General features: G+C 68.3%; 18 protein-coding genes and 1 pseudogene. 9 read left to right on the top strand and 10 right to left on the bottom strand.

Annotation, left to right across the window (positions count from 1 at the left end):
* Positions 1-5: 5 nt before the first annotated feature.
* Genes K9U40_RS08280 through K9U40_RS08270 form a run of 3 tightly spaced genes read right to left on the bottom strand, consistent with a single transcriptional unit; the run spans position 6 to position 4,773 of the window.
* Positions 6-2,849 (bottom strand): DUF4159 domain-containing protein, encoded by a 2,844-nt coding sequence (locus K9U40_RS08280; RefSeq protein WP_282889739.1) that lies wholly within the window; start codon positions 2,847-2,849, stop codon positions 6-8.
* Positions 2,849-3,787 (bottom strand): DUF58 domain-containing protein, encoded by a 939-nt coding sequence (locus tag K9U40_RS08275; protein WP_282889738.1) that lies wholly within the window; start codon positions 3,785-3,787, stop codon positions 2,849-2,851. The genes K9U40_RS08280 and K9U40_RS08275 overlap by 1 nt, the downstream gene beginning before the upstream one ends.
* A 20-nt stretch (positions 3,788-3,807) precedes the next feature.
* Positions 3,808-4,773, bottom strand: coding sequence for an AAA family ATPase (locus K9U40_RS08270; protein ID WP_414114990.1), 966 nt, complete (start codon positions 4,771-4,773; stop codon positions 3,808-3,810).
* Positions 4,774-5,062: 289 nt separating this feature from the next.
* Here K9U40_RS08270 and K9U40_RS08265 point away from each other — a divergent pair, with 289 nt between their 5' ends.
* The 4 genes from K9U40_RS08265 to K9U40_RS08250 are packed head-to-tail and all read left to right on the top strand — an operon-like array spanning position 5,063 to position 7,855.
* Positions 5,063-5,701, top strand: coding sequence for a DUF1285 domain-containing protein (locus K9U40_RS08265; RefSeq protein WP_282889736.1), 639 nt, complete (start codon positions 5,063-5,065; stop codon positions 5,699-5,701).
* Positions 5,701-6,378, top strand: coding sequence for a CoA pyrophosphatase (locus K9U40_RS08260; protein WP_282889760.1), 678 nt, complete (start codon positions 5,701-5,703; stop codon positions 6,376-6,378). Before K9U40_RS08265 ends, K9U40_RS08260 begins: the two co-directional genes overlap by 1 nt.
* Positions 6,378-6,638 carry a DUF6111 family protein gene (locus K9U40_RS08255; protein WP_282889735.1) on the top strand — a complete coding sequence of 87 codons (261 nt, stop codon included), beginning with the start codon at positions 6,378-6,380 and terminating at the stop codon, positions 6,636-6,638. The genes K9U40_RS08260 and K9U40_RS08255 overlap by 1 nt, the downstream gene beginning before the upstream one ends.
* A complete protein-coding gene (locus K9U40_RS08250; protein ID WP_282889734.1) occupies positions 6,635-7,855 on the top strand; it encodes a CCA tRNA nucleotidyltransferase in 1,221 nt (406 codons plus the stop codon). Before K9U40_RS08255 ends, K9U40_RS08250 begins: the two co-directional genes overlap by 4 nt.
* A gap of 35 nt (positions 7,856-7,890) precedes the next feature.
* Here the strand turns inward: K9U40_RS08250 and K9U40_RS08245 are convergent, their stop codons facing one another.
* From K9U40_RS08245 to K9U40_RS08235, 3 genes are all read right to left on the bottom strand, one after another.
* Positions 7,891-8,115 (bottom strand): YodC family protein, encoded by a 225-nt coding sequence (locus tag K9U40_RS08245; RefSeq protein WP_282889733.1) that lies wholly within the window; start codon positions 8,113-8,115, stop codon positions 7,891-7,893.
* Positions 8,116-8,300: 185 nt separating this feature from the next.
* Positions 8,301-9,242 (bottom strand): oxygen-dependent coproporphyrinogen oxidase, encoded by a 942-nt coding sequence (gene hemF, locus K9U40_RS08240; protein WP_282889732.1) that lies wholly within the window; start codon positions 9,240-9,242, stop codon positions 8,301-8,303.
* A 73-nt stretch (positions 9,243-9,315) separates the two neighbouring features.
* Complete coding sequence (locus K9U40_RS08235) at positions 9,316-9,774, bottom strand: tRNA (cytidine(34)-2'-O)-methyltransferase (protein ID WP_282889731.1); 459 nt, start codon at positions 9,772-9,774, stop codon at positions 9,316-9,318.
* Positions 9,775-10,042: 268 nt separating this feature from the next.
* On the opposite strand from K9U40_RS08235, the gene petA reads away from it, so the two are divergent.
* From petA to K9U40_RS08215, 4 genes are all read left to right on the top strand, one after another.
* The gene (gene petA, locus K9U40_RS08230) at positions 10,043-10,570 is read left to right on the top strand and encodes a ubiquinol-cytochrome c reductase iron-sulfur subunit (RefSeq protein WP_282889730.1); all 528 of its coding nucleotides are present in this window, start codon (positions 10,043-10,045) and stop codon (positions 10,568-10,570) included.
* A gap of 37 nt (positions 10,571-10,607) precedes the next feature.
* Entirely contained in the window at positions 10,608-11,882 is a 1,275-nt protein-coding gene (locus K9U40_RS08225) for a cytochrome b (protein ID WP_282889729.1), read from the top strand.
* A 21-nt stretch (positions 11,883-11,903) separates the two neighbouring features.
* Positions 11,904-12,752: a cytochrome c1 gene (locus K9U40_RS08220; protein WP_282889728.1), complete on the top strand. Its 849-nt coding sequence runs from the start codon at positions 11,904-11,906 to the stop codon at positions 12,750-12,752.
* Between the two features lie 466 nt (positions 12,753-13,218).
* Positions 13,219-13,755 carry an adenine phosphoribosyltransferase gene (locus tag K9U40_RS08215; RefSeq protein ID WP_282889727.1) on the top strand — a complete coding sequence of 179 codons (537 nt, stop codon included), beginning with the start codon at positions 13,219-13,221 and terminating at the stop codon, positions 13,753-13,755.
* Positions 13,756-13,767: 12 nt separating this feature from the next.
* Here K9U40_RS08215 and K9U40_RS08210 read toward each other — a convergent pair.
* The 4 genes and pseudogenes from K9U40_RS08210 to K9U40_RS08195 form a co-directional block, all read right to left on the bottom strand.
* Positions 13,768-13,932 (bottom strand): annotated as a pseudogene (locus tag K9U40_RS08210) (JAB domain-containing protein); the annotation flags it as partial.
* A 633-nt stretch (positions 13,933-14,565) separates the two neighbouring features.
* Entirely contained in the window at positions 14,566-17,406 is a 2,841-nt protein-coding gene (locus K9U40_RS08205) for a hypothetical protein (protein ID WP_282889726.1), read from the bottom strand.
* 483 nt (positions 17,407-17,889) lie between these two features.
* Entirely contained in the window at positions 17,890-19,206 is a 1,317-nt protein-coding gene (locus tag K9U40_RS08200; RefSeq protein WP_282889725.1) for a glycosyltransferase, read from the bottom strand.
* 42 nt (positions 19,207-19,248) lie between these two features.
* Entirely contained in the window at positions 19,249-19,836 is a 588-nt protein-coding gene (locus K9U40_RS08195) for a TetR/AcrR family transcriptional regulator (protein ID WP_282889724.1), read from the bottom strand.
* Between the two features lie 74 nt (positions 19,837-19,910).
* On the opposite strand from K9U40_RS08195, the gene K9U40_RS08190 reads away from it, so the two are divergent.
* A partial coding sequence (locus K9U40_RS08190) for a hypothetical protein (RefSeq protein ID WP_282889723.1) occupies positions 19,911-20,196 on the top strand: 286 nt, incomplete at its 3' end.

Here is a 20,196-nt window from a genome sequence, read left to right as displayed (position 1 = left end):
CGGGCTCATTGCCCCAGCCTTTCCAGCAGGGCCGGCACGTGCACCTGATCCGCCTTGTAGTTTCCGGTCAGCACATACATCACCATGTTGGCGCCGGCGCGGAAGGCGATCTCGCGCTGGCGCGGCTCGCCGGGCGTCAGGGGCAAAAGCGGCTCGCCGTTCCGTGTCACCGCCCAGGCGCCGGCGAGGTCGTTGGACGAGATGATCACCGGGGAGACACCGTCCCCCGCGCGGGCCGGGCGGTCGGCATCGGCGTCGGCGGCGGGCAGTGCCTCCACCCATGTCGTGCCGCCGGTGAAGCGCCCCGGAAAATCCTTGAGCAGGTAGAAGGCCTTGGTGAGCACGTGGTCGCGCGGCACCGGCTCCAGCTCGGGAATGTCGAGGTGTGACAGGATGTCTTTCAGCCTCGCCCCGGCGGGCGAGAGCGGCGCGCCGGGGGCGCCGGAGGATTCGATGGCGTCGCGGGTGTCGAAGATCACCGTGCCGCCCTGCTTCATGTAGGCGTCGATGCGCGCCAGCACGGCGGGCGGCGGCGCGCTGGCGTCGGGCAGGATGGGCCAGTAGAGCAGGGGAAAGAAGGCCAGCTCGTCCCTGGCGATGTCCACGCCCATGGCCTCGCCGGCCTGAAGGGCGGTGCGCTGGCCGAGGAAGGTGGCGAGCCCGTCGAGCCCGGCGCGGGAGATCTCGTCCACCTCGCTGTCGCCGGTCACCACATAGGCGAAGCGGGTCTGGAGCGTGGCCTTGAGGGCGAAGGCATCGTCGGCGCGGGCGGGCGCGGGCGCTCCGGCAAGACCGGCCGCCGCGAGGGCGATGGCCGCGAGGAGCGCCGCGGCGGCCCCGCGCCGCACCTTCGGCCCGCCCGAAGGGCCGCCCATCCGGCTCAGCCCGCCGGCAAGGAACAGCACCGCCAGCGCGTCGAGCAGCAGCAGCGCCATGGCGGCCGCCAGAACCGGCCCCCGCATGTCGCGCGGCGCGGTTTCCTGCAAGGGCTCCACGCGTCCGCCGAGGACGGTGAGGTCGAGCGCCTTCGGCCGGTCGGCGGGCAGCAGCGTGTTCACCGCCACCAGCCCGTCCGGCGGGCCGTAGAGGCCGGGGGGATGGTCGGCGGTGGAGCGGCCGGAATAGTCGGCCGGAACCGCGCGCGCCGTGGGGCCGGCCGGGCGGAACGCGCCGAAGCCGTCGAGCACCCGCGCCGGGGGCAGGGCGGCCACGTCGGGCCGGCTGGCGGCGCGGGCGGCTATGTCGGCCGGCGCCGTCTCGGCGGGCGGCGGGGCATCGGACAGGGCGATCACGCGGCGCAGCATCTCCACGAAGGTGCCGGAAAGGGGCAGGTTGGACCAGGAGGTGTCGCCGGTCACATGGAACAGCACCAGCGCCCCCTTGCCCCGGCGCACGCCGGTGACGAGGGGCGTGCCGTCGGCGAGCGTCGCCCAGGTGCGCTCGCCCAGGGTCCCGTCGGGCTCGGCCAACACCTGGCGAGTCACCGTCACGTCGTCGGGCAGGTGCAGGTCGCGGAATGGCCCTTCGGCGGTGAGTGCGCCCAGCTTCTGCGGCGTCTCCCAGGACAGGGAGCCGCCCAGCACGCGGCCGCCGCGGCGCAGCTTCACCGGCAAAAGGTCGTCCTGCGCGTTGGCGAGGCGGGGGCCGGCGAAACGCACCAGCACGCCGCCTTCCTCCACGAAACGGGCAAGCCGGGTGCGCGTGGCGGGCGGGATGGTGCCCACGTCCGTCAGCACCAGCACCGGCAGGCGCTGTTCCAGGAAGCGGTTGATGTTCTCGGTGGCCGATCCGGTCTCGGCCACGCGCAGGTCGGCATAGGGGCCGAGCGCGCGGGAGAGATAATAGGTGGGGGCGAGCAGGGGCTGGCCGGTATCCGTGCTGGTGCCGGAGACGAGGCCCACGGCCCGGCGCCGCCACCTCTTGTCGAGCAGCTGCACGGCGCCCGCGGAGCGCTCGCCGGCAATCTCCAGACGCGCCACCTCGTTGCGGATCTCCACCGGCATGTCGAAGCGGGCCTCGGCCTCGGTGGCGCCATCGGGCAGGGAGAACGGCGCCTCGCCCAGCGCAAGGCCGCGCATGTCGTGGGCGGTGACCCGCCCGGCGCGGGGGCCGGCGCCCTCGGGGCGCAGCACCTTCACGGTGAGGGCATCCGCCCCGTTCTCTGCGCCGGCAAGGGCGAGGGGCGCGGCGACGCCGCCGCCCACCACCAGCAGCCGGCCGCCGCCACCGAGGGCGGCGAATCCCCGGGCGAGGTCGGGATCGGCGCCGAGATCCACGGCGTCTGTGATGAAGACGATGCCGGCCTGCGGCTCGTTGCCCAGGAGGCGCTGCACCAGCGCCAGCGCGTCCCGCCGGGCCGGGCCATAGGGCACCGGCTCCAGCGAGCGCAGGCGGTCGCGGGCGGCGGAGGGGCTGAGCAGGGTCGCTTCACGCGGCACGTCGCCGGTCGGGATCAGGGCGACGCCCCGCCCGTTGGTTTCCGCCTCGTCGATGAGCGCGGCAGCCGCCGAGCGGCGCGCCTCCCAGCTGGCGGCCGCCGGCCAGCCCTGGTCGATGACCAGCACCAGCGGCCCGCCGGCGGAAGGGGCGGCGGCCGGCGGGTTCAGGATGGGTCCTGCGGCGGCGAGGATGATGAGGGCGGCGAGCAGCAGGCGCAGCGCGGTGAGCCACCACGGGGTGCGCGCCGCGCTCTCTTCCTTGGGGGTGATGCCGAGCAGCAGCCGCATGGGCGGGAAGGCCACCTCCCGCGGCTTGGGCGGCACCACGCGCAGCAGGTACCACAGCAGCGGCAGGGCCACGAAGGCGGTCAGAAGCAGCGGCGCGGAGAAGGCGAGGGGCAGGCCGAACATCAGGCGGGGCCCCCCGAGACGAAGGGATGGCCGCCACCCTTGGGCGTCATCGGACCGCCGCCCCCGGCGCTCATGCGCGCGTGCAGCGCCAGCAGCAGCTCGCTCGCCGGCCGGTCGGAGCGATGGACGGCGAAGCTCCAGCCCAGCCGCTCGGCGGCAGCGCGGATGCGGGCGCGGTGCTCCACCAGCTTCAATTCATAGTCCGTGCGCCAGCTCTCGGCCCGGCCCACCGTCAGCCGCTCGCCGCCTTCGGGCTCGCGGAACTCGATGCGGCCGGAGAAGGGGAAGGTCTCTTCCGCGGGATCGACGATCTGCACCACATGGCCATGGGCGCCGGTGGTGGCCAGGGCATGAAGGCGCGCCGCCACCTCGTCCGCCGGGCTCCAGAAATCCCCCAGCAGGACGATTTCCGAGAGCGGGGAGGGCGCGAACGCCATCGGCAGGCTGGCGGGCAGCACCGGGGCGAGCACCACGGCCTCCGCCATGCGCTCGACGATGCGCCGGGTCGCGGACGGGCGCATCAGCTCCGGCATGCCCACCCGCTCGCCGCCCTTCACCAGAAGCTCCGCGAGGGCGAAGGCGACCACCAGCGCCCGCTCGCGCTTGGGCACCTGCCCGCGGGAGGCGTAGTCCATGGACGCGGAGAGGTCGGGCCAGATCCACACGGTGTGGGCGGCCTCCCATTCGCGCTCGCGGACGTAAAGATGGTCGTCGCGGGCGGAGCGGCGCCAGTCCACGCGCTGGGCCGGCTCGCCGTCCACGAAGCGGCGGTACTGCCAGAAATTCTCGCCGGACCCGGCGCGCCGCCGGCCGTGCAGGCCATGCTGCACAGTCATGGCGATGCGGCGCGCTTCCAGCACGAGGCGCGGCATGGCGGCTGCCAGGCTCGCCGCGGCGAGGGCAGCGGTTTCGACGGAGCGGTGCGCGCCTTCGGCCACCTTGTCTGTCCGGTCCGGCGTCACCCGAGGCGCTCGGTGAGGCGGCGGATGATGTGGGCGATGCTCTCGCCTTCCGCGCGGGCGGCAAAGGTGAGGGCCATGCGGTGCTTCAGCACCGGCTCGGCCAGCGCCATCACGTCGTCGAGTGACGGGGCGTAGCGCCCGTCCAGCAGGGCGCGGGCGCGCACGGCGAGCATCAGCGCCTGGCTGGCGCGGGGGCCGGGGCCCCAGGCGATGTAGCGCTGCTCCGGCCCCTCGGCGCCGGGACGGGCGGAGCGCACCAGGGTGAGGATGGCTTCCACCACCGATTCGCCCACCGGCAGGCGGCGCACCAGGCGCTGGGCCGAGATGAGGTCGTCCACCGTCATGGCGGCGCGGGGTTTCTGCTCCTCGGCGGAGGTGGTCTCGAACAGGATGCGCCGTTCCGCGTCGCGGTCCGGGTAATCCACGTCGATTTCCATCAGGAAGCGGTCGAGCTGCGCCTCGGGCAGGGGATAGGTGCCCTCCTGCTCCAGCGGATTCTGGGTCGCGAGCACATGGAAGGGCTTGGGCAGGTCGTGGCGCTCGCCGGCCACCGTCACGTGGTATTCCTGCATGGCCTGAAGCAGCGCCGACTGGGTGCGGGGCGAGGCGCGGTTGATCTCGTCGGCCATCAGCAGCTGGGCGAAGATCGGCCCCTTGATGAAGCGGAAGGCGCGCCGCCCGCCGGCGGATTCCTCAAGCACCTCGGAGCCCAGGATGTCGGACGGCATGAGGTCCGGGGTGAACTGGACGCGGCGGGCGTCGAGGCCCAGCACGGTGCCCATGGTCTCCACCAGCTTGGTCTTGGCGAGGCCCGGCACGCCCACCAGCAGCGCATGGCCCCCGGCGAGGATGGTGATGAGCGCCCGCTCCACCACGGTCTCCTGGCCGAAGATGACCGAGGAGATGGCGGTGCGCGCCGCTTTCACATGGGCTGCGGCGGCTTCCGCGTTGCGGATGATCATCTGGTCGAGGTCGAAGGTCTCGCCGGCAGCCGACATGTCCGCTTCTCCATTACGCCACGCGCCTTCCGGACAGGCTTGCCGCAAAAAGCGGCAACAAAACGCCCCCGGCCACAGGCCCGTGCCAAACTCCGGATTCGGCTTAGCAAAGGTCGCGCCACCCGGACAGAGAGCTTACGATAAGATCGACGCGCGTCGAGCCCCGCTCCGGCCGTCCCGGAGGCGGGCCGCTCACGTCGTCGCGAGGGGCCATGGCTTTGGAAGGCCGCCGGCCCTGCGGGAGGGAAGATCAATGCCGGGGGATGACCCGAAGTCCGCTGCCGAAACCGTTGGCACGCCAGCCGCCGGCCGGCTCGAGGCGCTGATGGCCGCGGTGCGCGACTCCGGCGGCCGCGGCCCCGCGCCGGTGGAGGATTGGGACCCGCCCGATTGCGGCGAGATGGACCTTGCCATCAAGGCGAACGGCAGCTGGCACTATATGGGCACGCCCATCGGCCGGCCGGCGCTGGTGCGCCTGTTCGCTTCGGTTCTGGCGCGGGAAGGCGAGCGCTATGTGCTGAAGACGCCGGTGGAAAAGGTGGGCATTCAGGTGGAGGACGCTCCCTTCCTCGCCGTGGAAATGGCTGCGGAGGATGCGGCCGAGGGCCGCACCCTGGTTTTTCGCACCAATCTGGATGATCTCGTGCGCTGTGGCCCCGGCCATGCCCTGCGCTTCGTGCCCGGTGGCGCCCCGGGCGAGGTGGTGCCCTATATCCATGTGCGGCGCGGACTCGATGCGCGGCTGACCCGGGCGGTGCATCTCGACCTCATGGGCGAGGGGGAGGTGCGCGCGGAAGGCGGCATCCCCATGTTCGGGGTGGCTTCGGCCGGCGTATTCTATCCCATACTGCCGGCGGCAGATCTCGGAGCCGATTTGGATATTGCCGAATGATGCACGATTCCGACGTGGACGTTCTCGCCGCGACGGGAGCGTCCGACGCCCTCTCCGATTTCCTCGCCCGCGCCGCGGCCCGCCTTTCCCCCGCGCCGCCGCCCTTCTATTCGCCGGCGGCGTTCCTCGGCCTCAATGGCGACCATGCCCTTCAGCCGGAAAAGGAAGGCCTCGCGCCGGCGGCGCTACCACGGCACGCGGCGGTGCTCGTTCCCGTGGTGGCGCGGCCCGAGCCCACCATCATCCTCACCCTGCGCGCGTCGAGCCTCTCGAACCATGCCGGGCAGATCGCCTTTCCCGGCGGGCGCGTGGATCCCGGCGACCGGGACGACCTCGATGCCGCCCTGCGTGAGGCGCGGGAGGAAGTGGGGCTCGAGTCCCGCCTCGTGCGGCCGCTGGGCTATCTCGACGGCTATCTTTCCGGCACCGGCTTCTGGATCGTGCCGGTGGTGGGCCTGGTCGATCCCGCCTACGTGCTGACCCTCAACCCGGCGGAGGTGGAGGAAGCGTTCGAGGTGCCCCTCGGCTTCCTCATGAGCCCACGCAATCACGAGCGCCAGTCCCGCGAATGGAAGGGCACGCTGCGCCATTTCTACGTCATGCCTTATGAAGGGCGGAACATCTGGGGGGCGACCGCAGGCATGCTGCGCAACCTCTACGAAAGGGTCTACGCCTGATGCTGCGCAGCTTCCTCGTCGAGTTCGCGCTCTTCCTCACGCCGTTCCTGCTCTACGGCGCGCTGCTGCTCGCCACCAAGGGCTCCGTTGTGCCCGAGCACTGGTCGCCGCGCGCCCTCGCCCTGGTGGCGGCCGCCGCCGTGGCCCTCGTGGTCGCCGGCCTGTTCCTGTTCGAGCATGGCAACGTGGCCCCACCCGGCAGCCGCTACGTGCCGGCCCACATGGAGGACGGCGTGTTCGTGCCGGGGCGCTTCAAATGAGCCTCTCGGTCGCGGGCGCGCCCTTCTGGCGGACGCCGGGGCTCATGGCCGTGCTCGCCGCGCTCAATGCGGACGGGGAGGAGGCGCGCGTGGTGGGCGGCGCCGTGCGCAACACGCTGCTCGGGCTGCCGGTATCGGACGTGGACATCGCCACCACCGCGGTTCCGGAGGTGGTGGCCGAGCGCGCCCGCAAGGCGGGCCTGAAGCCGGTGCCCACCGGTGTCGAGCACGGCACCGTGACCGTGGTAGCCGACCACCACGCTTATGAGGTCACCACCCTGCGCGAGGACATGGAAACCGACGGCCGCCGCGCCGTGGTGCGCTTCGGCCGCAGCTGGCTGCACGACGCCGAGCGGCGGGACTTCACCCTCAACGCCCTCTATGCGACGGCTGACGGGTCGGTGGTGGATCTGGTGGGGGGGCTTCCGGACCTGACGGCCCGGCGGGTCCGGTTCATCGGCGATCCCGACGCGCGCATCCGCGAGGATTACCTGCGCATCCTGCGGCTGTTCCGTTTCCATGCCGCTTTTGGCGCCGGCGCGGTGGATCGCGAGGCCTTCACCGCCACGGTACGGCGCCGGGCCGGGCTCCTCGCTTTGTCGCGGGAGCGGGTGCGGGCCGAGATGCTGAGACTGCTGGTCGCCCCCGGCGCCGCCGCGACGCTCGCCGTCATGAGCGATGCCGGGCTCCTCCAGCCGCTCCTCGCCGGGATCGCCGATGTGGGAGCCTTCACGCGGCTCGCGGCGCTGGAGCGGGCGTGGCAGGCCAAGCCGGACGCGATCCGCCACCTCGCGGCCCTCGCCGTGCGTGTCGCCGACGACGCCGTGCGCCTGCGGGATCGCCTGCGGCTCTCCAATGCGGAGGCGCGCCGGCTGGCGGCCTTGTCCAGCAAGGTGCCGGACCTGCCCGATGGCCGCGCCGTGCGGGCGTTCCTCTACCGTGAAGGGGTGGATGGGGCGCTCGATTTGGCGCTGCTTGCCGCCGCCCATGGCCGGGACGGCATGGAGGCGGTGGCGGCCATGGCTGCGGCCTGGACGCCGCCGCGTCCGCCTTTCGCCGCGGCGGACCTGATGGCGCTCGGGCTTGTGCCTGGCCGCGCGCTGGGCGCGGCCCTCGCACGGTCCGAGGCCCGATGGATCGCTGCTGATTTCCCGTCCGATCCCGCAGCCATCTCCAGGCTGCTGGCAGAGGCGGCGAAGATGTCGTCCGAGGCCTGAGGCGGTCAGTCCTATACCCCCGACGCCGGAGGCGGTCAGTCCTCGTCCTCGTCCTCGTCCTCCTCGTCGTCTTCGTCCTCGTCGTCGAAGTCGGCGACTTCGAGCTTGTCGAGGGCGATGGCGGGCAGGGCATGGGTGCGGAACTCACCGGAATCCTCGGCGAACCAGACCACCGACACGTCGGTATCCGACGCCGTCACCACGGTGAGGGCCGGGCTGCCGGACTTGAGCTGGACGATGTCTCCGGGCACGAAGGCCATGGCTGTGTCTCCCGCTGTCGTCGAAGCACGACGCCGCGCGGCTAGAGCACGATCCGATCAGATTGACTCGCTCCGATCGGTGAATCGTCCTCTAACGTAATGATAGAGACGCGTTATCCGACCAGCATGCGATGCAGGCTGATCGGCGCGCGATCTAGCCTTAGCCGGCCTTCATGACGGGCGGATCACGGCCACTTCACCACCGGGGGCATGGAGGAGAGGATCGAATCCACGTTGCCGCCGGTCTTCAGGCCGAAGATGGTGCCGCGGTCGTAGAGCAGGTTGAATTCCACGTAGCGGCCCCGCCGCACCAGCTGTTCCTCGCGATCCTCGTCGCTCCACGGCCGGGCCATGTTGGCGCGCACCAGGCGGGGATAGACGTCGAGGAAGGCGAGCCCCACGTCGCGGGTGAAGGCGAAATCCTCCTCCCAGGTGCCGGTGCCGGAGGAGGCGCTGTCGAGATAATCGTAGAAGATGCCGCCGATGCCGCGCATCTCGTTGCGGTGCTTCAGGAAGAAATACTCGTCGCACCACGCCTTGTAGCGTTCATAGTCGGCGACGGGGTGCGTAGCGCAGGCGCCCCGCATGGCATCGTGGAAGGCCTGCGTGTCCGGGTCGTCCTGGGTGCGGCGGCGGGCGAGCACGGGCGTGAGGTCCGCGCCGCCGCCGAACCACGCCTTGGTGGTGACCACGAAGCGCGTGTTCATGTGCACCGCCGGCACGTTCGGGTTCGCCATGTGGGCGATGAGCGAGATGCCCGAGGCCCAGAAGCGCGGGTCTTCCGCGGCACCGGGGATCTGGCTGCGAAACTCCGGCGCGAACTCGCCGAACACGGTGGAGGTATGGACCCCGACCTTCTCGAAGAGGCGCCCGCGCATGAGCGCCATGGTGCCGCCGCCGCCGGGCGCGCCGGTATGGTCGGTGCGCGACCAGGGGGTGCGGACGAATCGGCCGGGCGCGCCGGCATAGAGCGCGCTGTCGGCCTCGTCCTCCAGCGCCTCAAATGCGGCGATGATGCGAGCCTGCAGGTCCTCGAACCAGGAGCGGGCGCGGCCGCGGCGCTCCTCCAGCGCCGCATTGCCGGTGGCGTCGGGCGCCGCATCGGGCGCTGAAGTGAAGGGACACATGGGGCGCTCCGCCTGTCTTGTTCGTTTGGCCCGGGCTTCTACCGCCTCGGCATGGCGGAAGAAAGCAGGCGACTCACTCCGGCAGTCCGCCAGTCTGGCGCAGGGCCTCCGCGATGGCGATGCCGGCGCTCACCGCCACGTTGAGCGAGCGCACGCCGGCCCGCATGGGAATGCGCAGGCGCGCGTCGGCCGCGGCGTGGACCCCATCGGGAACCCCGGCCGATTCCCGGCCGAACAGCAGCACGTCGTCGGGCCGGAAGCGGAAGTCGAAGAGCGGCGCGGCGCCCCGCGTGGTGAACAGGACGAGACGGCGCCCCGCGGCCCTGCGCTCCCCATCAAATGCATCGAAGGAGGGATGCCGGCGCCACGTCACCTGGTCGATATAGTCCATGCCGGCGCGGCGGAAGCCCGCATCTCCCATCGGAAAGCCCGCCGGCTCGATGAGATGGACCTCGACGCCCAGGCACGCCCCGGTGCGCAAGCAGGTGCCTGCATTTTGGGCAATGTCCGGGCAATAGAGGGCGAGAATCATGGGCGCCGGGCCTTTCGCGCGTTTGCCGGCAATGGCCGGCGGGAGGTGGACACCATTTGCGCAGGGCCTGCAAGACCGATCGGGGCGGCATGATTATGACAGGACCGCGTGCCGCACGGCCATGATCTGGACAAGATGGGGCGGGGGTGCAATTAGAGGCCCTTGAAAGTAGCGCCGCATGGGCTTGTGCGGTGGTGCATCGCGTGTGGCCTGCGGTCCGGTGGATTGCGGTCGCGCGCCGAGACGACAACAGATCGGGGACTGCGCCGTGGCACATACGGAGACGTCGGACACGACGACGCGTCGGGACTTCCTCTACATCGCGACTGGCGCGGTGGGCGCCGTGGGTGCCGCCGCGATGGTGTGGCCGTTCATCTCCCAGCTGCAGCCCGACGCCTCGGTGCTCGCGCTCTCCACCACGGAAGTGGACCTGTCCCCCATCGCCGAGGGCCAGATCGTCACCGTGCAGTGGCGCGGCAAGCCCATTTTCATCTCCCACCGCACGCCGGCGGAGATCAAGTCGGCGCAGGACGTGCCCCTCTCCGCGCTGCCCGATCCCCAGCCCGACCAGGACCGCGTGAAGCCGGGCAAGGACCAGTGGCTGGTGGTTATCGGCATCTGCACCCATCTCGGCTGCGTCCCGCTGGGCCACCAGGGCCAGTATAACGGCTGGTTCTGCCCCTGCCACGGCTCGGTCTATGACACGTCCGGCCGCATCCGGCAGGGACCGGCGCCGCTCAATCTGGAGCTGCCGCCCTACGCTTTCACATCCGACAGCAAGATCGTGATCGGCTGACGCGCGCATCGTCGCCGCTTTCAAAAAGGTTGGACCCATGGAAGGACATTCCACTTACCAGCCCAAGGGGAAGGTCGCGCAGTGGTTCGAAAGCCGCTTGCCGATCGTTGGGCTGATTCATTCCTCGGCAGTCGCCTATCCGGTGCCGAAGAACCTCAACTATATGTGGACCTTCGGTGCGATCCTGACCTTCATGCTGGTCTGCCAGATCGTGTCCGGCGTGGTGCTCGCCATGCACTACGTGGCCTATGCGCCGGTGGCCTTCGAGCGCGTCGAGCACATCATGCGCGACGTGAGCTATGGCTGGCTCATCCGCTACATCCACGCCAACGGCGCCTCCATGTTCTTCATCGCGGTGTACATTCACATGTTCCGCGGCATGTATTACGGCTCCTACAAGGCCCCGCGCGAGGTGCTGTGGATCCTCGGCGTCATCATCTACCTGCTCATGATGGCCACCGGCTTCATGGGCTATGTGCTGCCCTGGGGCCAGATGTCCTTCTGGGGCGCCACCGTGATCACCAATCTGTTCTCGGCCATCCCGCTGGTGGGCGAGACCATCGTGCAGTGGCTCTGGGGCGGGTACTCGGTGGGGGCGCCGACGCTGAACCGCTTCTTCTCGCTTCACTACCTGCTGCCGTTCATGATCGCCGGCGTGGTGGGCCTGCATATCTGGGCGCTGCACCACGTGGGCCAGAACAACCCGGACGGTGTAGACATCAAGAGCGTGGCCAAGGACTCGGTGCCCTTCACCCCCTACGCCACGATCAAGGACACCTTCGCCATGGTGGTGTTCCTGATCTTTTTCTCCTGGTTCATCTTCTACATTCCGAACTATCTCGGCCACTCGGACAACTACATCCCGGCCAACCCGCTTGCGACCCCGGCCCACATCGTGCCCGAATGGTATTACCTGCCGTTCTACGCGATCCTGCGCTCGGTTCCGGACAAGCTCGGCGGCGTGCTGGCCATGTTCGCGGCCATTGCGGTGCTGGCCTTCCTGCCCTGGCTCGACACCTCCAAGGTGCGCTCGGCCAAGTATCGCCCGCTGTTCCGGCAGTTCTTCTGGGTGTTCGCGGTGGTGTGCGTCGGCCTCGGCTATCTCGGCTCGCAGCCGGCCGAGGGCGGCTACGTCATCGCCTCGCGCATCTTCACCATCTATTACTTCGCCCACTTCCTCGTCATCCTGCCGCTGCTCGGCCTGTTCGAACGTCCGAAGCCCGTGCCGGCCTCCATCGCGGATGCCGTGCTCGCCAAGAGCAAGGGCGGAGCGATGGTGGTCGCCGGTGCGGCCGGACCCGAGACCAAGTGAGCCGGCGCGGAGAGAACAGCAATGACCATTCGTAGCAGTCTCTTCGGTGCCGTCGCGGCGGCGCTCCTCCTCGCCTCGGGCGTGTCCGGCGCCACGGCGGCGGAGGGCGGCGGTCACGACAACCGCCCGCATCGCATGTCCTGGTCGTTCGCAGGTCCGTTCGGCACCTACGACCGCGGCCAGCTCCAGCGCGGCTTCAAGGTGTTCAAGGAGGTGTGCAGCGCCTGCCACTCCGCGAACTACCTTTATTTCCGCAACCTCGCCGCGCCGGGCGGCCCCGGCTTCACCGAGGCCCAGGCCAAGCAGGTGGCGAGCGAGTACCAGATCACGGACGGTCCGAACGATGCGGGCGACATGTTCCAGCGTCCCGGTCGCCTGTCGGATCACTGGCCCGCGCCGTTCCCGAACGACAATGCCGCTCGCGCGGCCAATGGCGGCGCTCTGCCGCCCGACCTGTCGGTGATCGCCAAGGCCCGCTCCTACCATGTGGGCTTCCCCGGCTTCATCACCGATGCCTTCACCCAGTACCAGGAGCACGGCGTGGACTATATCCACGCTTTGCTCACCGGCTACGTGGATGCCCCCGCGGACGCCCACGTCCAGCCGGGGTTGCACTACAACCAGTATTTCCCCGGCCACCAAATCGCGATGCCGAAGCCGCTGAGCGACGGCCAGGTGGAATATTCCGACGGCGCGCCTCAGACCGTTGAGCAGTATTCCGAAGACGTCTCCGCCTTCCTCATGTGGGTGGCCGAGCCGCACTTGGAACAGCGCAAGCGCATCGGTTTCCAGGTGATGATCTTCCTCGTCGTCCTGTCGGGCCTTCTCTACTTCACCAAGAAGAAGGTCTGGCAGAACGTGGCGCACTGAGCGCATTCTCGATGCAGGTGTGATCAAGGGCCCTTCGGGGCCCTTTTTCGTTAAGCCCGGGCGAGAGCGCCATCCGAGCAAATTGAATCAATCTGATCGGTGAAGCGCCCTCCAAACTTAAGGAAGAGCACGGGCCTCTTGGAATCGGGGAAGCGCGCTCTATCTCTGTTTTGCCGCCTTTTTTCACGCGGGCCCGGCTCCGCCCCGGGCGGGAATGCTCCAGGCAAGGGCGGCACGCTTCAGCCCACGGATCGTGAGTGCCGAAGCTCCAGTTCTGTCGCTGCTCCTGCAACCGAGCGGTCGGGCCCTCCTGAGTGGCCGGCAAGATTGGACCGAGCCCGCTGCCGGATCCCTTCGTTCACGCTGCCCTGCGTCAGGCCGCCTCATGAGAGGGAGGCTGCATCAACGGGCTTTTCCTCCCGCGGATCCCGCCCTATGGAAAGCGCAGCCATTTCCGGAGCGCCCGATGTTACCCGCCGATTTCGCCAGCTCGATCCGCACCATTCCGAACTATCCCAAGCCGGGCATCCTGTTCCGGGACATCACCACCCTGCTCGGGGATGCCCGCGCCTTCCGCCGCGCGGTGGATGAGCTGGTGCAGCCCTGGGCCGGGTCCAAGATCGACAAGGTGGCGGGCATCGAGGCGCGGGGCTTCATCCTGGGCGGGGCGGTGGCGCACCAGCTCTCGGCCGGCTTCGTGCCCATCCGCAAGAAGGGCAAGTTGCCCCATCAGACCGTGCGCATGGCCTACGCCCTCGAATATGGCGAGGACGAAATCGAGATGCATGTGGATGCCATCGCCCCCGGCGAGCGCGTGCTGCTGGTGGATGACCTCATCGCCACGGGCGGCACCGCCACCGGCGCGGTGAAACTGCTTAAGACCTGCGGCGCGGTAGTGGAGGCGGCCTGCTTCATCGTGGACCTGCCTGACCTCGGCGGTGCCGACAAGCTGCGGCAGGCCGGCGTTTCGGTGCGCACGCTGGTGGCCTTCCCCGGCCATTGACGCCCAGGGCGTTCAGATCAGCTTAAGGCCCTTGAGGCTGGCGTGGCCGTCCTTGCCGACGATGATGTGGTCGTGCATCTCGATGCCGAGGGGCTTGGCCACGTCAATGATCCGACGCGTCATGTCGATGTCAGCGCGCGATGGGGTCGGGTCGCCTGACGGGTAGCTGTGGCTCAACCTGCGAAATTATAGAACTTTATTGATCTCAATATGTTATTTCGCCTCAAGGCTGAGGTGGTGCCGGTATCTGGTGTCTGTAACTCGCGCCAATTCGTGCCGATCCCGGAGCGACCCGCGCAACCCCTTAAGCACCCACATTCGCATGTTGCCGCACGAATTCCGCATCGGTCTACCCCCCTTTTTTGGGCGAGCATGGATCGGAACAGGAGCCGACCTCGACCGAGGATGTGCACCCGCATCCATCGTCAATCGAAGGCCAGCCCTGTCCATTCAATCCACTTCTCCCTCGGTGTCGTTCGCCCCGAAGGACGCAGTTGACATGCGGTTAGAGCCCGGTTGGAAATTCAAAAGGGCATAATCGCGATAGCCCGTCATGCTTGGGCTTGCGCCCGAAGTCGGCTGTTGCCGGCTTCGGTTCCCGGAAGGCGGAACTCGGGAACACCCGCGTTCCGTGCCCCCATGCCGAACCGCTTGGGACAGTATGCGAAAACCGCTCCCGGTCTCGCCGCGGTCATGGGGGAAGGGGGGCATTCACAGAGCGCGACTCAAACCCCAGGACGCAGCCGACACCCGCACCGCTGTCTGAATCGTCACCAATGTGAGCCCGTATGAAACCGGCCTCCATGCCGATCAATAGGCCTGCAGCGCCAGCACCCCGCCGGGGCCAATCATCAGTCCCCAGGTTTCGTCGGAGCGTACCTCCACTTCGTCGGCCTGAACCCTTCCGCCTGTTCTGATCGAATATTTGTATTTTCCGGGCGCAAGATCCAAGGATGGCCCGTCAGGCGCCTTGGTTCCAGCATTTCCCGCGACCTTGATCGCCCGATTATTGAAGGTGAGTGATAATTCGTCTGGCATAATATTGCCGAACATCACGCGGGCCTTTCCGGCTTCCGGCAAAATGCCCGCTTTCCGGGCCGCCTCCGGATTTTTCAGGCTGAGGTTGACCGTTGTTTCATTGCCCTTTCGGCCGAGCTTCAACACGGCGGGCCCTTCGGGGGACGTGAAGCGGATCGTCGTACGGTCGGCCGCGACCACCTGGCCTTTGGCCTCCTCTTTCCAGTTTCGATTGCCAAGTTCGCGACGGTAGAATTCCAGGACCACGGCGAGGTCGAGCGGCACACTGGCGTTGAGCTCGCGCCGGAATGGTGTCTGGGTTCCTTCCAACATCGTGTGGCGTTTGGGCACCGGCAGCCCCGCGCTCTCCTCGACGATGAGATCATCTGCCGACGGCGCTGGCGCACCGCCCGTACGGCTTTCGTTCTTCTGGGTGGGCTCATCGGGCTTCGAGCCCGCAATCTGCAGGCCCGAGCCACGCGCATTCACATTGGTGCTGGAGCCCATCTTCATGACCGTGATGGAGAGATCCTTGTTCCCCTTGGCGAATTGGAGCTGCGCCATGTTTGCGTTGTTGATCACGCTTGGCTTCGCGCGCCATCCGGACTGCTTCAGGGCCGACCGGAAAAACTCGGCGATCGACTTGACGTTGGACGCGCTCGTGAATTGGAGGGTTCCGTCCTCGCCGTCGAAATCGACCTCCCGCGCGGTCTCCGGGAGCGGAATAGGCGCGCTGCCGCCCGCGAGCGGCCGCAGCGGTTCGACGGAATCGCCGGCCCCGCGCGCGGGGTCCTGCGGCATCGCGGCACCGCCGGGCATCGATTCCGCCGCGCGCATCATCTGTTGGGCCTGCTGCAGCATGTCATTGACCGAGCCGCCGCCCGTCACGCTATTGCTCTTGGGCTTGGTGATTTTCTCAATAAGGCTGACGGTCGTCAGCCCGTACTGGCGAACGAGCTTCAAAGTCGCCGTGCCTTCGGGAAAGGTGAAATTCACCACCGCCTCGTCCGGACCGATCGTACTGCGCGGCGCATCCTCTTTCCACCCGCGCGCCGAAAGCGCGCCCCTGTAGAATGACAGCACCGCTTCGAGGTTCGCCTGGACCTGGACGTGGATCTCCCGCCCAGTCCCGCCATTCGTGCCACCCGCATTCTTGCGCGGCTTGGGGACCGGGAGGCCGAAGATGTCGCCATCGGCCTCGACCGACTGCAGTTCGGCGAAAGAGGGTGTTTTCAGCTCCACCAACGTCCTGCCGCGGTCGCTTGCCCGCAAGACGAGCGTGAGTGGCCGGGTATTGCCGCGCATGAAATAGGCGATGTCGCCATTCGCGGGTTTTGGATCGAGCTTCGCATTCGGCCATTTCGCCGCGATGTCCGCATCCGGGAGCGGCTCCCAATCGCTTTCGGCAAGCTTGCGGATATAGAATTCGCGTAGATTCTGCGGCGTGCCGCCCGAGGTCAGGCTGAGATAGGGCCGATGCTCGTCGAACATCACATCGGCGGCGTCATCCGGAACCGGCGGAGCAAATTGCAACCGATCGGCCACATACTCCACCGTGGTCTGGTCCGTGGTGTCCTCGTTCCTGCCGGGCGAAATGGTGAAACGAACCGAAAGGCCCTGCTGCCCCTTGATGAAGGTCAGCCGGGTCGAATGCCGGTCATCCAAGGGAACCACATAGAAGCTCCAGCCCTGGGCGGCCAGCAGCGCCTTGATCGCCGCGGTCGTGGCGGGAACATTGCCGGGAACTGAGTAAGACGCGCGCTCGGCGGTTGACTTTCCTGTGTCACGTGCGCCCGGGAGGCGCGGCAGATCTGAGACGGAAACCAGAGGCGCGACATTGTCGCGGCTGAGATAGACTTGGCGGGCGTTCTCGAGAACGCTGATCGGCTGAGGCTTGATCTCGACCTTGACCTTTCCGGCGTCTATCTTTTGCAGTACGAGCGCCAAGGTCGCCTTCGGGTCTTGGTCGCTGACAAAATAGGCGTAGCCCCTGCCGTCATGGAGCGTTCCCGAAGGGCCTCCCGCTGCCTGCTTGCCATTGGACTTTGCCGACCACAGGAGCCAGCCGCGGCCGGCAAGTTCCCGGCGGTAGAAATCGAGGAGCTTTTCGACCGGCTCGCCGCTTGTCAGGCTCAACGATGGCCTGTCCGGCGAATATTCGATATTGGCGGCATCGGCCGTGAAAGGTAGGTCCACCTTCAGTGGAACAGCGGAATATTGTACGCTGATGGCGTTATTCTGCGCTGGCGCGACCGAGATGAAGACGTTGAGGGCCTGCGATCCCTTCTTTAACGTCATGGTCTTCATCGTCGGGTTTTCAGCAGAGGCCGCGTCTGGCGCGGCATATTTTTGCCAGCCGAGGGCGGTGAGCGCCTTTTCGACCGCGTCAGCCGTCGGGCCGATCGCCTGAGGTGAGACGAAGATCGTCGTAAATGGGCTGGCGAAAACGTCCTTGGCACCGGGAACCCGCGGGAGCTTGCTGGCGTCAAAGTCGCCGACGCTGGCGCGATCCGGCACCTGGGCCCTGGAAGGCAGGCACTGCGCAGCGGAAACCGCGATGATCGCGCAAAATGCCAAAAGATAACGGCGGTGGCCGCCTCGCCGCACGCCGAAGCTCCCCATTTTGCCGATCATTATAGTCTCCAGAGGAAGCACCACGGGCCGAAAGGCAGAACGACTTTCGATCCAAATGCTTCCCACGATCGGCGCAAATTGTGAAGGCTCCGCTTTGGGAAAACGGTTCTGACCGACCGGCCTTGCTCGTGATTATGTCGGGCTCAGTTTCTCGGCGGCGGTAGTATTTAGCCTTATCGGCGCGTGCTCTTTCTTGAGTTTAGAGGGTGATTGAGAAGGGCTATAGGTCATTGCCATCGGTGTAGCAGGGTGGCGGAGGCAGAGATTGCCAAAGGTCAATGACCGAGCCCCCTCCGGTGGCCTCCTTCGCAGCGAGAGCTCTCTCCATCGCCAACTCTTCCTCCAGCCGGAAACGACCGCGGCTGGTGAGCCGTGCCCCAGTGCGGATCACATCCACGCAGGGGCACGGCTCCTCGTTCCTCCGCCGCGGGGGGAATGCGGAGGTCACGACCACAAGAGATGTGAAATGCTGGAGGCGGCGCCTCAGGCCGCGCAGGTCGGACGTGCCCGACACCGGGCCGCAAGATCTTCGATCTCCGCAACGAAGCGCTCCCGCGCTGGCGCTTCGGCACGCAGGGCGTCGGCGATCCTGCGCGCATTCTGCGCGAAGGCGGGCTGATCGATCAGCCGGCAGATGGCTGCGGCGATGGCGCCGGCGTCGCTCGCCGGGTCGAGCCTCAGGCCCGCGCCGTGATATTCGACACGCGCGGCATTCTCGTTCTGGTCGCGGCCCATGGGCAGGACCAGCAGCGGCACGCCGTGCCGGAGCGCGCGCAGGGTGGTGCCATGCCCGCCATGGGTGATGGCCAGGGTCGCCTGCGGCAGGATCGCCTCATGCGAGGCGGACGCCACGACCCGCACATTGGGACGGGCCGGAAGGTCGGAGGCTTCGAGCATGTCGCCGAGCGTCACGACCGCCTCCACCGGCAGGGCGCCGAGCACCTCCACGAGGCGGGCCAGCACGGTGCGCTGCCCCTGTTCCGTGGTGCTGAAGGAGACCAGCACGCGCGGCCCCGCCGGCCCCTCGAAGGCATCCCCGCTCCCCGCGGCCCAGCTCGGCTCGCGCAGCAGCGGCCCGATATAGCGTACCTCCTCGGGAAGCCCGGCGACGGGAAAATCGAAGGCCGCGCTCGTCGCCAGCAGCTGGAGGTCGGCCGCGCGCATCTGGTCGAGCACGCGGGCGAGCGGCTGAAGCCCCAGCGACGTGCGCGCGGCGTTGAGATGCGGAAGGAAGCCGTTCCACAACGCCTCCACCGCCCCGGCGACCGCACGGTCGCGCTCGTGGTCCGCGTCGCTCGCGGCCGGAAGGAAGCCGGGACCGAACGGGGGATGTCCCGGCAGCGGGGAAAGGGAGACGTTGGGCGCAAGAACAGCGGTGGGGATCTGCGCCACCTCCCCCGCCAGCACGCTGCCGAACAGCAGGTCGCTGGCAATCAGGAGATCGGTCGGGCGTACCGTCATCACGTCGATGAGATCGCGCGCATAGGCCTCGGAGGGGCCGAGGAAGATCCGCTCGGACCAGGCCGCCATGGCGGCGAACGGATCGGGCCACTCGCCGTCACGCACCGGAGCACTCGCAGCCGAGCGGTCGGGCCGGTTCGGCGCCCGCTTCCAGCCCACGAAATGCGCGCCCGCCGCCCGTGCGTCGCTGGCGATGGAATCGTCGGCGACGAGGGTCACGTCGTGGCCGCGGGCGCAGAGCGCCTCGACGGCGGCAAGTGTCGGCGGCACGTTGCCGCCGCCCTCCCATCCGGCCACGACAATGCGCAGCCGGCCCGCGGGGGGCAGTGTGGGTTCCATCTCCATCCTCCTCATATGCCGGCGTTCGGGCGCCGGCGCCCCTCAATCCTCGCGGAGCAGCCGTTCCACGATCTGCGTCATCAGGCGCTGTGTCCGCTCGGCATCGTGGCCCTGACGACGGCGCATGAGGTGCCAGACCCAGACGTCCGTCACCGCCAGAAGCTCGGCGAGCAGGTCGTCCCGCCGCGAGCCTTCACGCCGGTCGAGCCACGGCCGGAACATGTCCGAGATCCATTCCCGGTGGCCGCGGCGGCCCTGGTCCAGAACCGCGCCGAACTCTGGAATGCGATCCTCCTGGTTCAACGTGCGCACCACCAGGTCGCCGCTGCGCTCGTAGTCGGCGATGAGGATGCCGATGATGCCGGCGATGTCGGCTGGCGTGTCCTGCCAGCGATGCGTCCGGATCGTGCTGTCCTGCTGCGCCGCGAGCGCGCTCAATACACCGGCCTTGCTGCCGAACCGGCGGATCACCGTCTGGCGCGTGGTGCCGGCTGCGGCGGCGATCTCGTCCAGAGTGACCTCGTCAAACCAGCGCGTCTCCATCAGCGTCGCGAACGCCTCGACGATCTGCTGCTCGGTGCCGCGCACCGCGCTCTCCCGCGCCACCTGCCGATAGGGCCTCGCCGCCATGATCAACTCCATTTCATGTTACATTGAGTAACACGAAATATGAGCCTGTCAATGGCACCCGCCTGGTGTTGCCGGTGGCGCAGACCCTCATCGGCCAGCTGCAACGGGTGCTCGCCAATGCCGAGGAGATGGAGCGGCGCGTGCTCTTTCTTGAGGTTAGAGGGCGATGCCGTGCGGGTCAGCGTTCAGGTGGGGCGCCGCCCGCTGAACATCCGGATCCCGCAGCCAAGCCCATGCCCGCTATTGTGAAGGGTTTCGGATGCCGGCCCGATCACGACGGTGGGGCTGGTCACGCGGGCCGGCGTCGGAAAGCCTCCAGGGGAGGAAACCGCGGTCCGACGAGCGCGATGGTTGAGGTCT

It is taken from the genome of Xanthobacter autotrophicus, assembly GCF_030015065.1.
Classification (GTDB): domain Bacteria; phylum Pseudomonadota; class Alphaproteobacteria; order Rhizobiales; family Xanthobacteraceae; genus Xanthobacter; species Xanthobacter autotrophicus_D.
The sequence above is the reverse complement of the archived record's forward strand: the minus strand, read 5'-3'. Positions and strand labels throughout refer to the sequence as shown.

Excerpts from the sequence above, each read along its gene's own strand:
- K9U40_RS08280 (WP_282889739.1), bottom strand. The coding sequence starts at position 2,849 with ATGTTCGGCCTGCCCCTCGCCTTCTCCGCGCCGCTGCTTCTGACCGCC.
- K9U40_RS08270 (WP_414114990.1), bottom strand. The coding sequence starts at position 4,773 with ATGATCATCCGCAACGCGGAAGCCGCCGCAGCCCATGTGAAAGCGGCG.
- K9U40_RS08265 (WP_282889736.1), top strand. The coding sequence starts at position 5,063 with ATGCCGGGGGATGACCCGAAGTCCGCTGCCGAAACCGTTGGCACGCCA.
- K9U40_RS08260 (WP_282889760.1), top strand. The coding sequence starts at position 5,701 with ATGCACGATTCCGACGTGGACGTTCTCGCCGCGACGGGAGCGTCCGAC.
- K9U40_RS08255 (WP_282889735.1), top strand. The coding sequence starts at position 6,378 with ATGCTGCGCAGCTTCCTCGTCGAGTTCGCGCTCTTCCTCACGCCGTTC.
- K9U40_RS08250 (WP_282889734.1), top strand. The coding sequence starts at position 6,635 with ATGAGCCTCTCGGTCGCGGGCGCGCCCTTCTGGCGGACGCCGGGGCTC.
- K9U40_RS08245 (WP_282889733.1), bottom strand. The coding sequence starts at position 8,115 with ATGGCCTTCGTGCCCGGAGACATCGTCCAGCTCAAGTCCGGCAGCCCG.
- hemF (WP_282889732.1), bottom strand. The coding sequence starts at position 9,242 with ATGTGTCCCTTCACTTCAGCGCCCGATGCGGCGCCCGACGCCACCGGC.
- K9U40_RS08235 (WP_282889731.1), bottom strand. The coding sequence starts at position 9,774 with ATGATTCTCGCCCTCTATTGCCCGGACATTGCCCAAAATGCAGGCACC.
- K9U40_RS08225 (WP_282889729.1), top strand. The coding sequence starts at position 10,608 with ATGGAAGGACATTCCACTTACCAGCCCAAGGGGAAGGTCGCGCAGTGG.
- K9U40_RS08220 (WP_282889728.1), top strand. The coding sequence starts at position 11,904 with ATGACCATTCGTAGCAGTCTCTTCGGTGCCGTCGCGGCGGCGCTCCTC.
- K9U40_RS08215 (WP_282889727.1), top strand. The coding sequence starts at position 13,219 with ATGTTACCCGCCGATTTCGCCAGCTCGATCCGCACCATTCCGAACTAT.
- K9U40_RS08205 (WP_282889726.1), bottom strand. The coding sequence starts at position 17,406 with ATGATCGGCAAAATGGGGAGCTTCGGCGTGCGGCGAGGCGGCCACCGC.
- K9U40_RS08200 (WP_282889725.1), bottom strand. The coding sequence starts at position 19,206 with ATGGAACCCACACTGCCCCCCGCGGGCCGGCTGCGCATTGTCGTGGCC.
- K9U40_RS08195 (WP_282889724.1), bottom strand. The coding sequence starts at position 19,836 with ATGGCGGCGAGGCCCTATCGGCAGGTGGCGCGGGAGAGCGCGGTGCGC.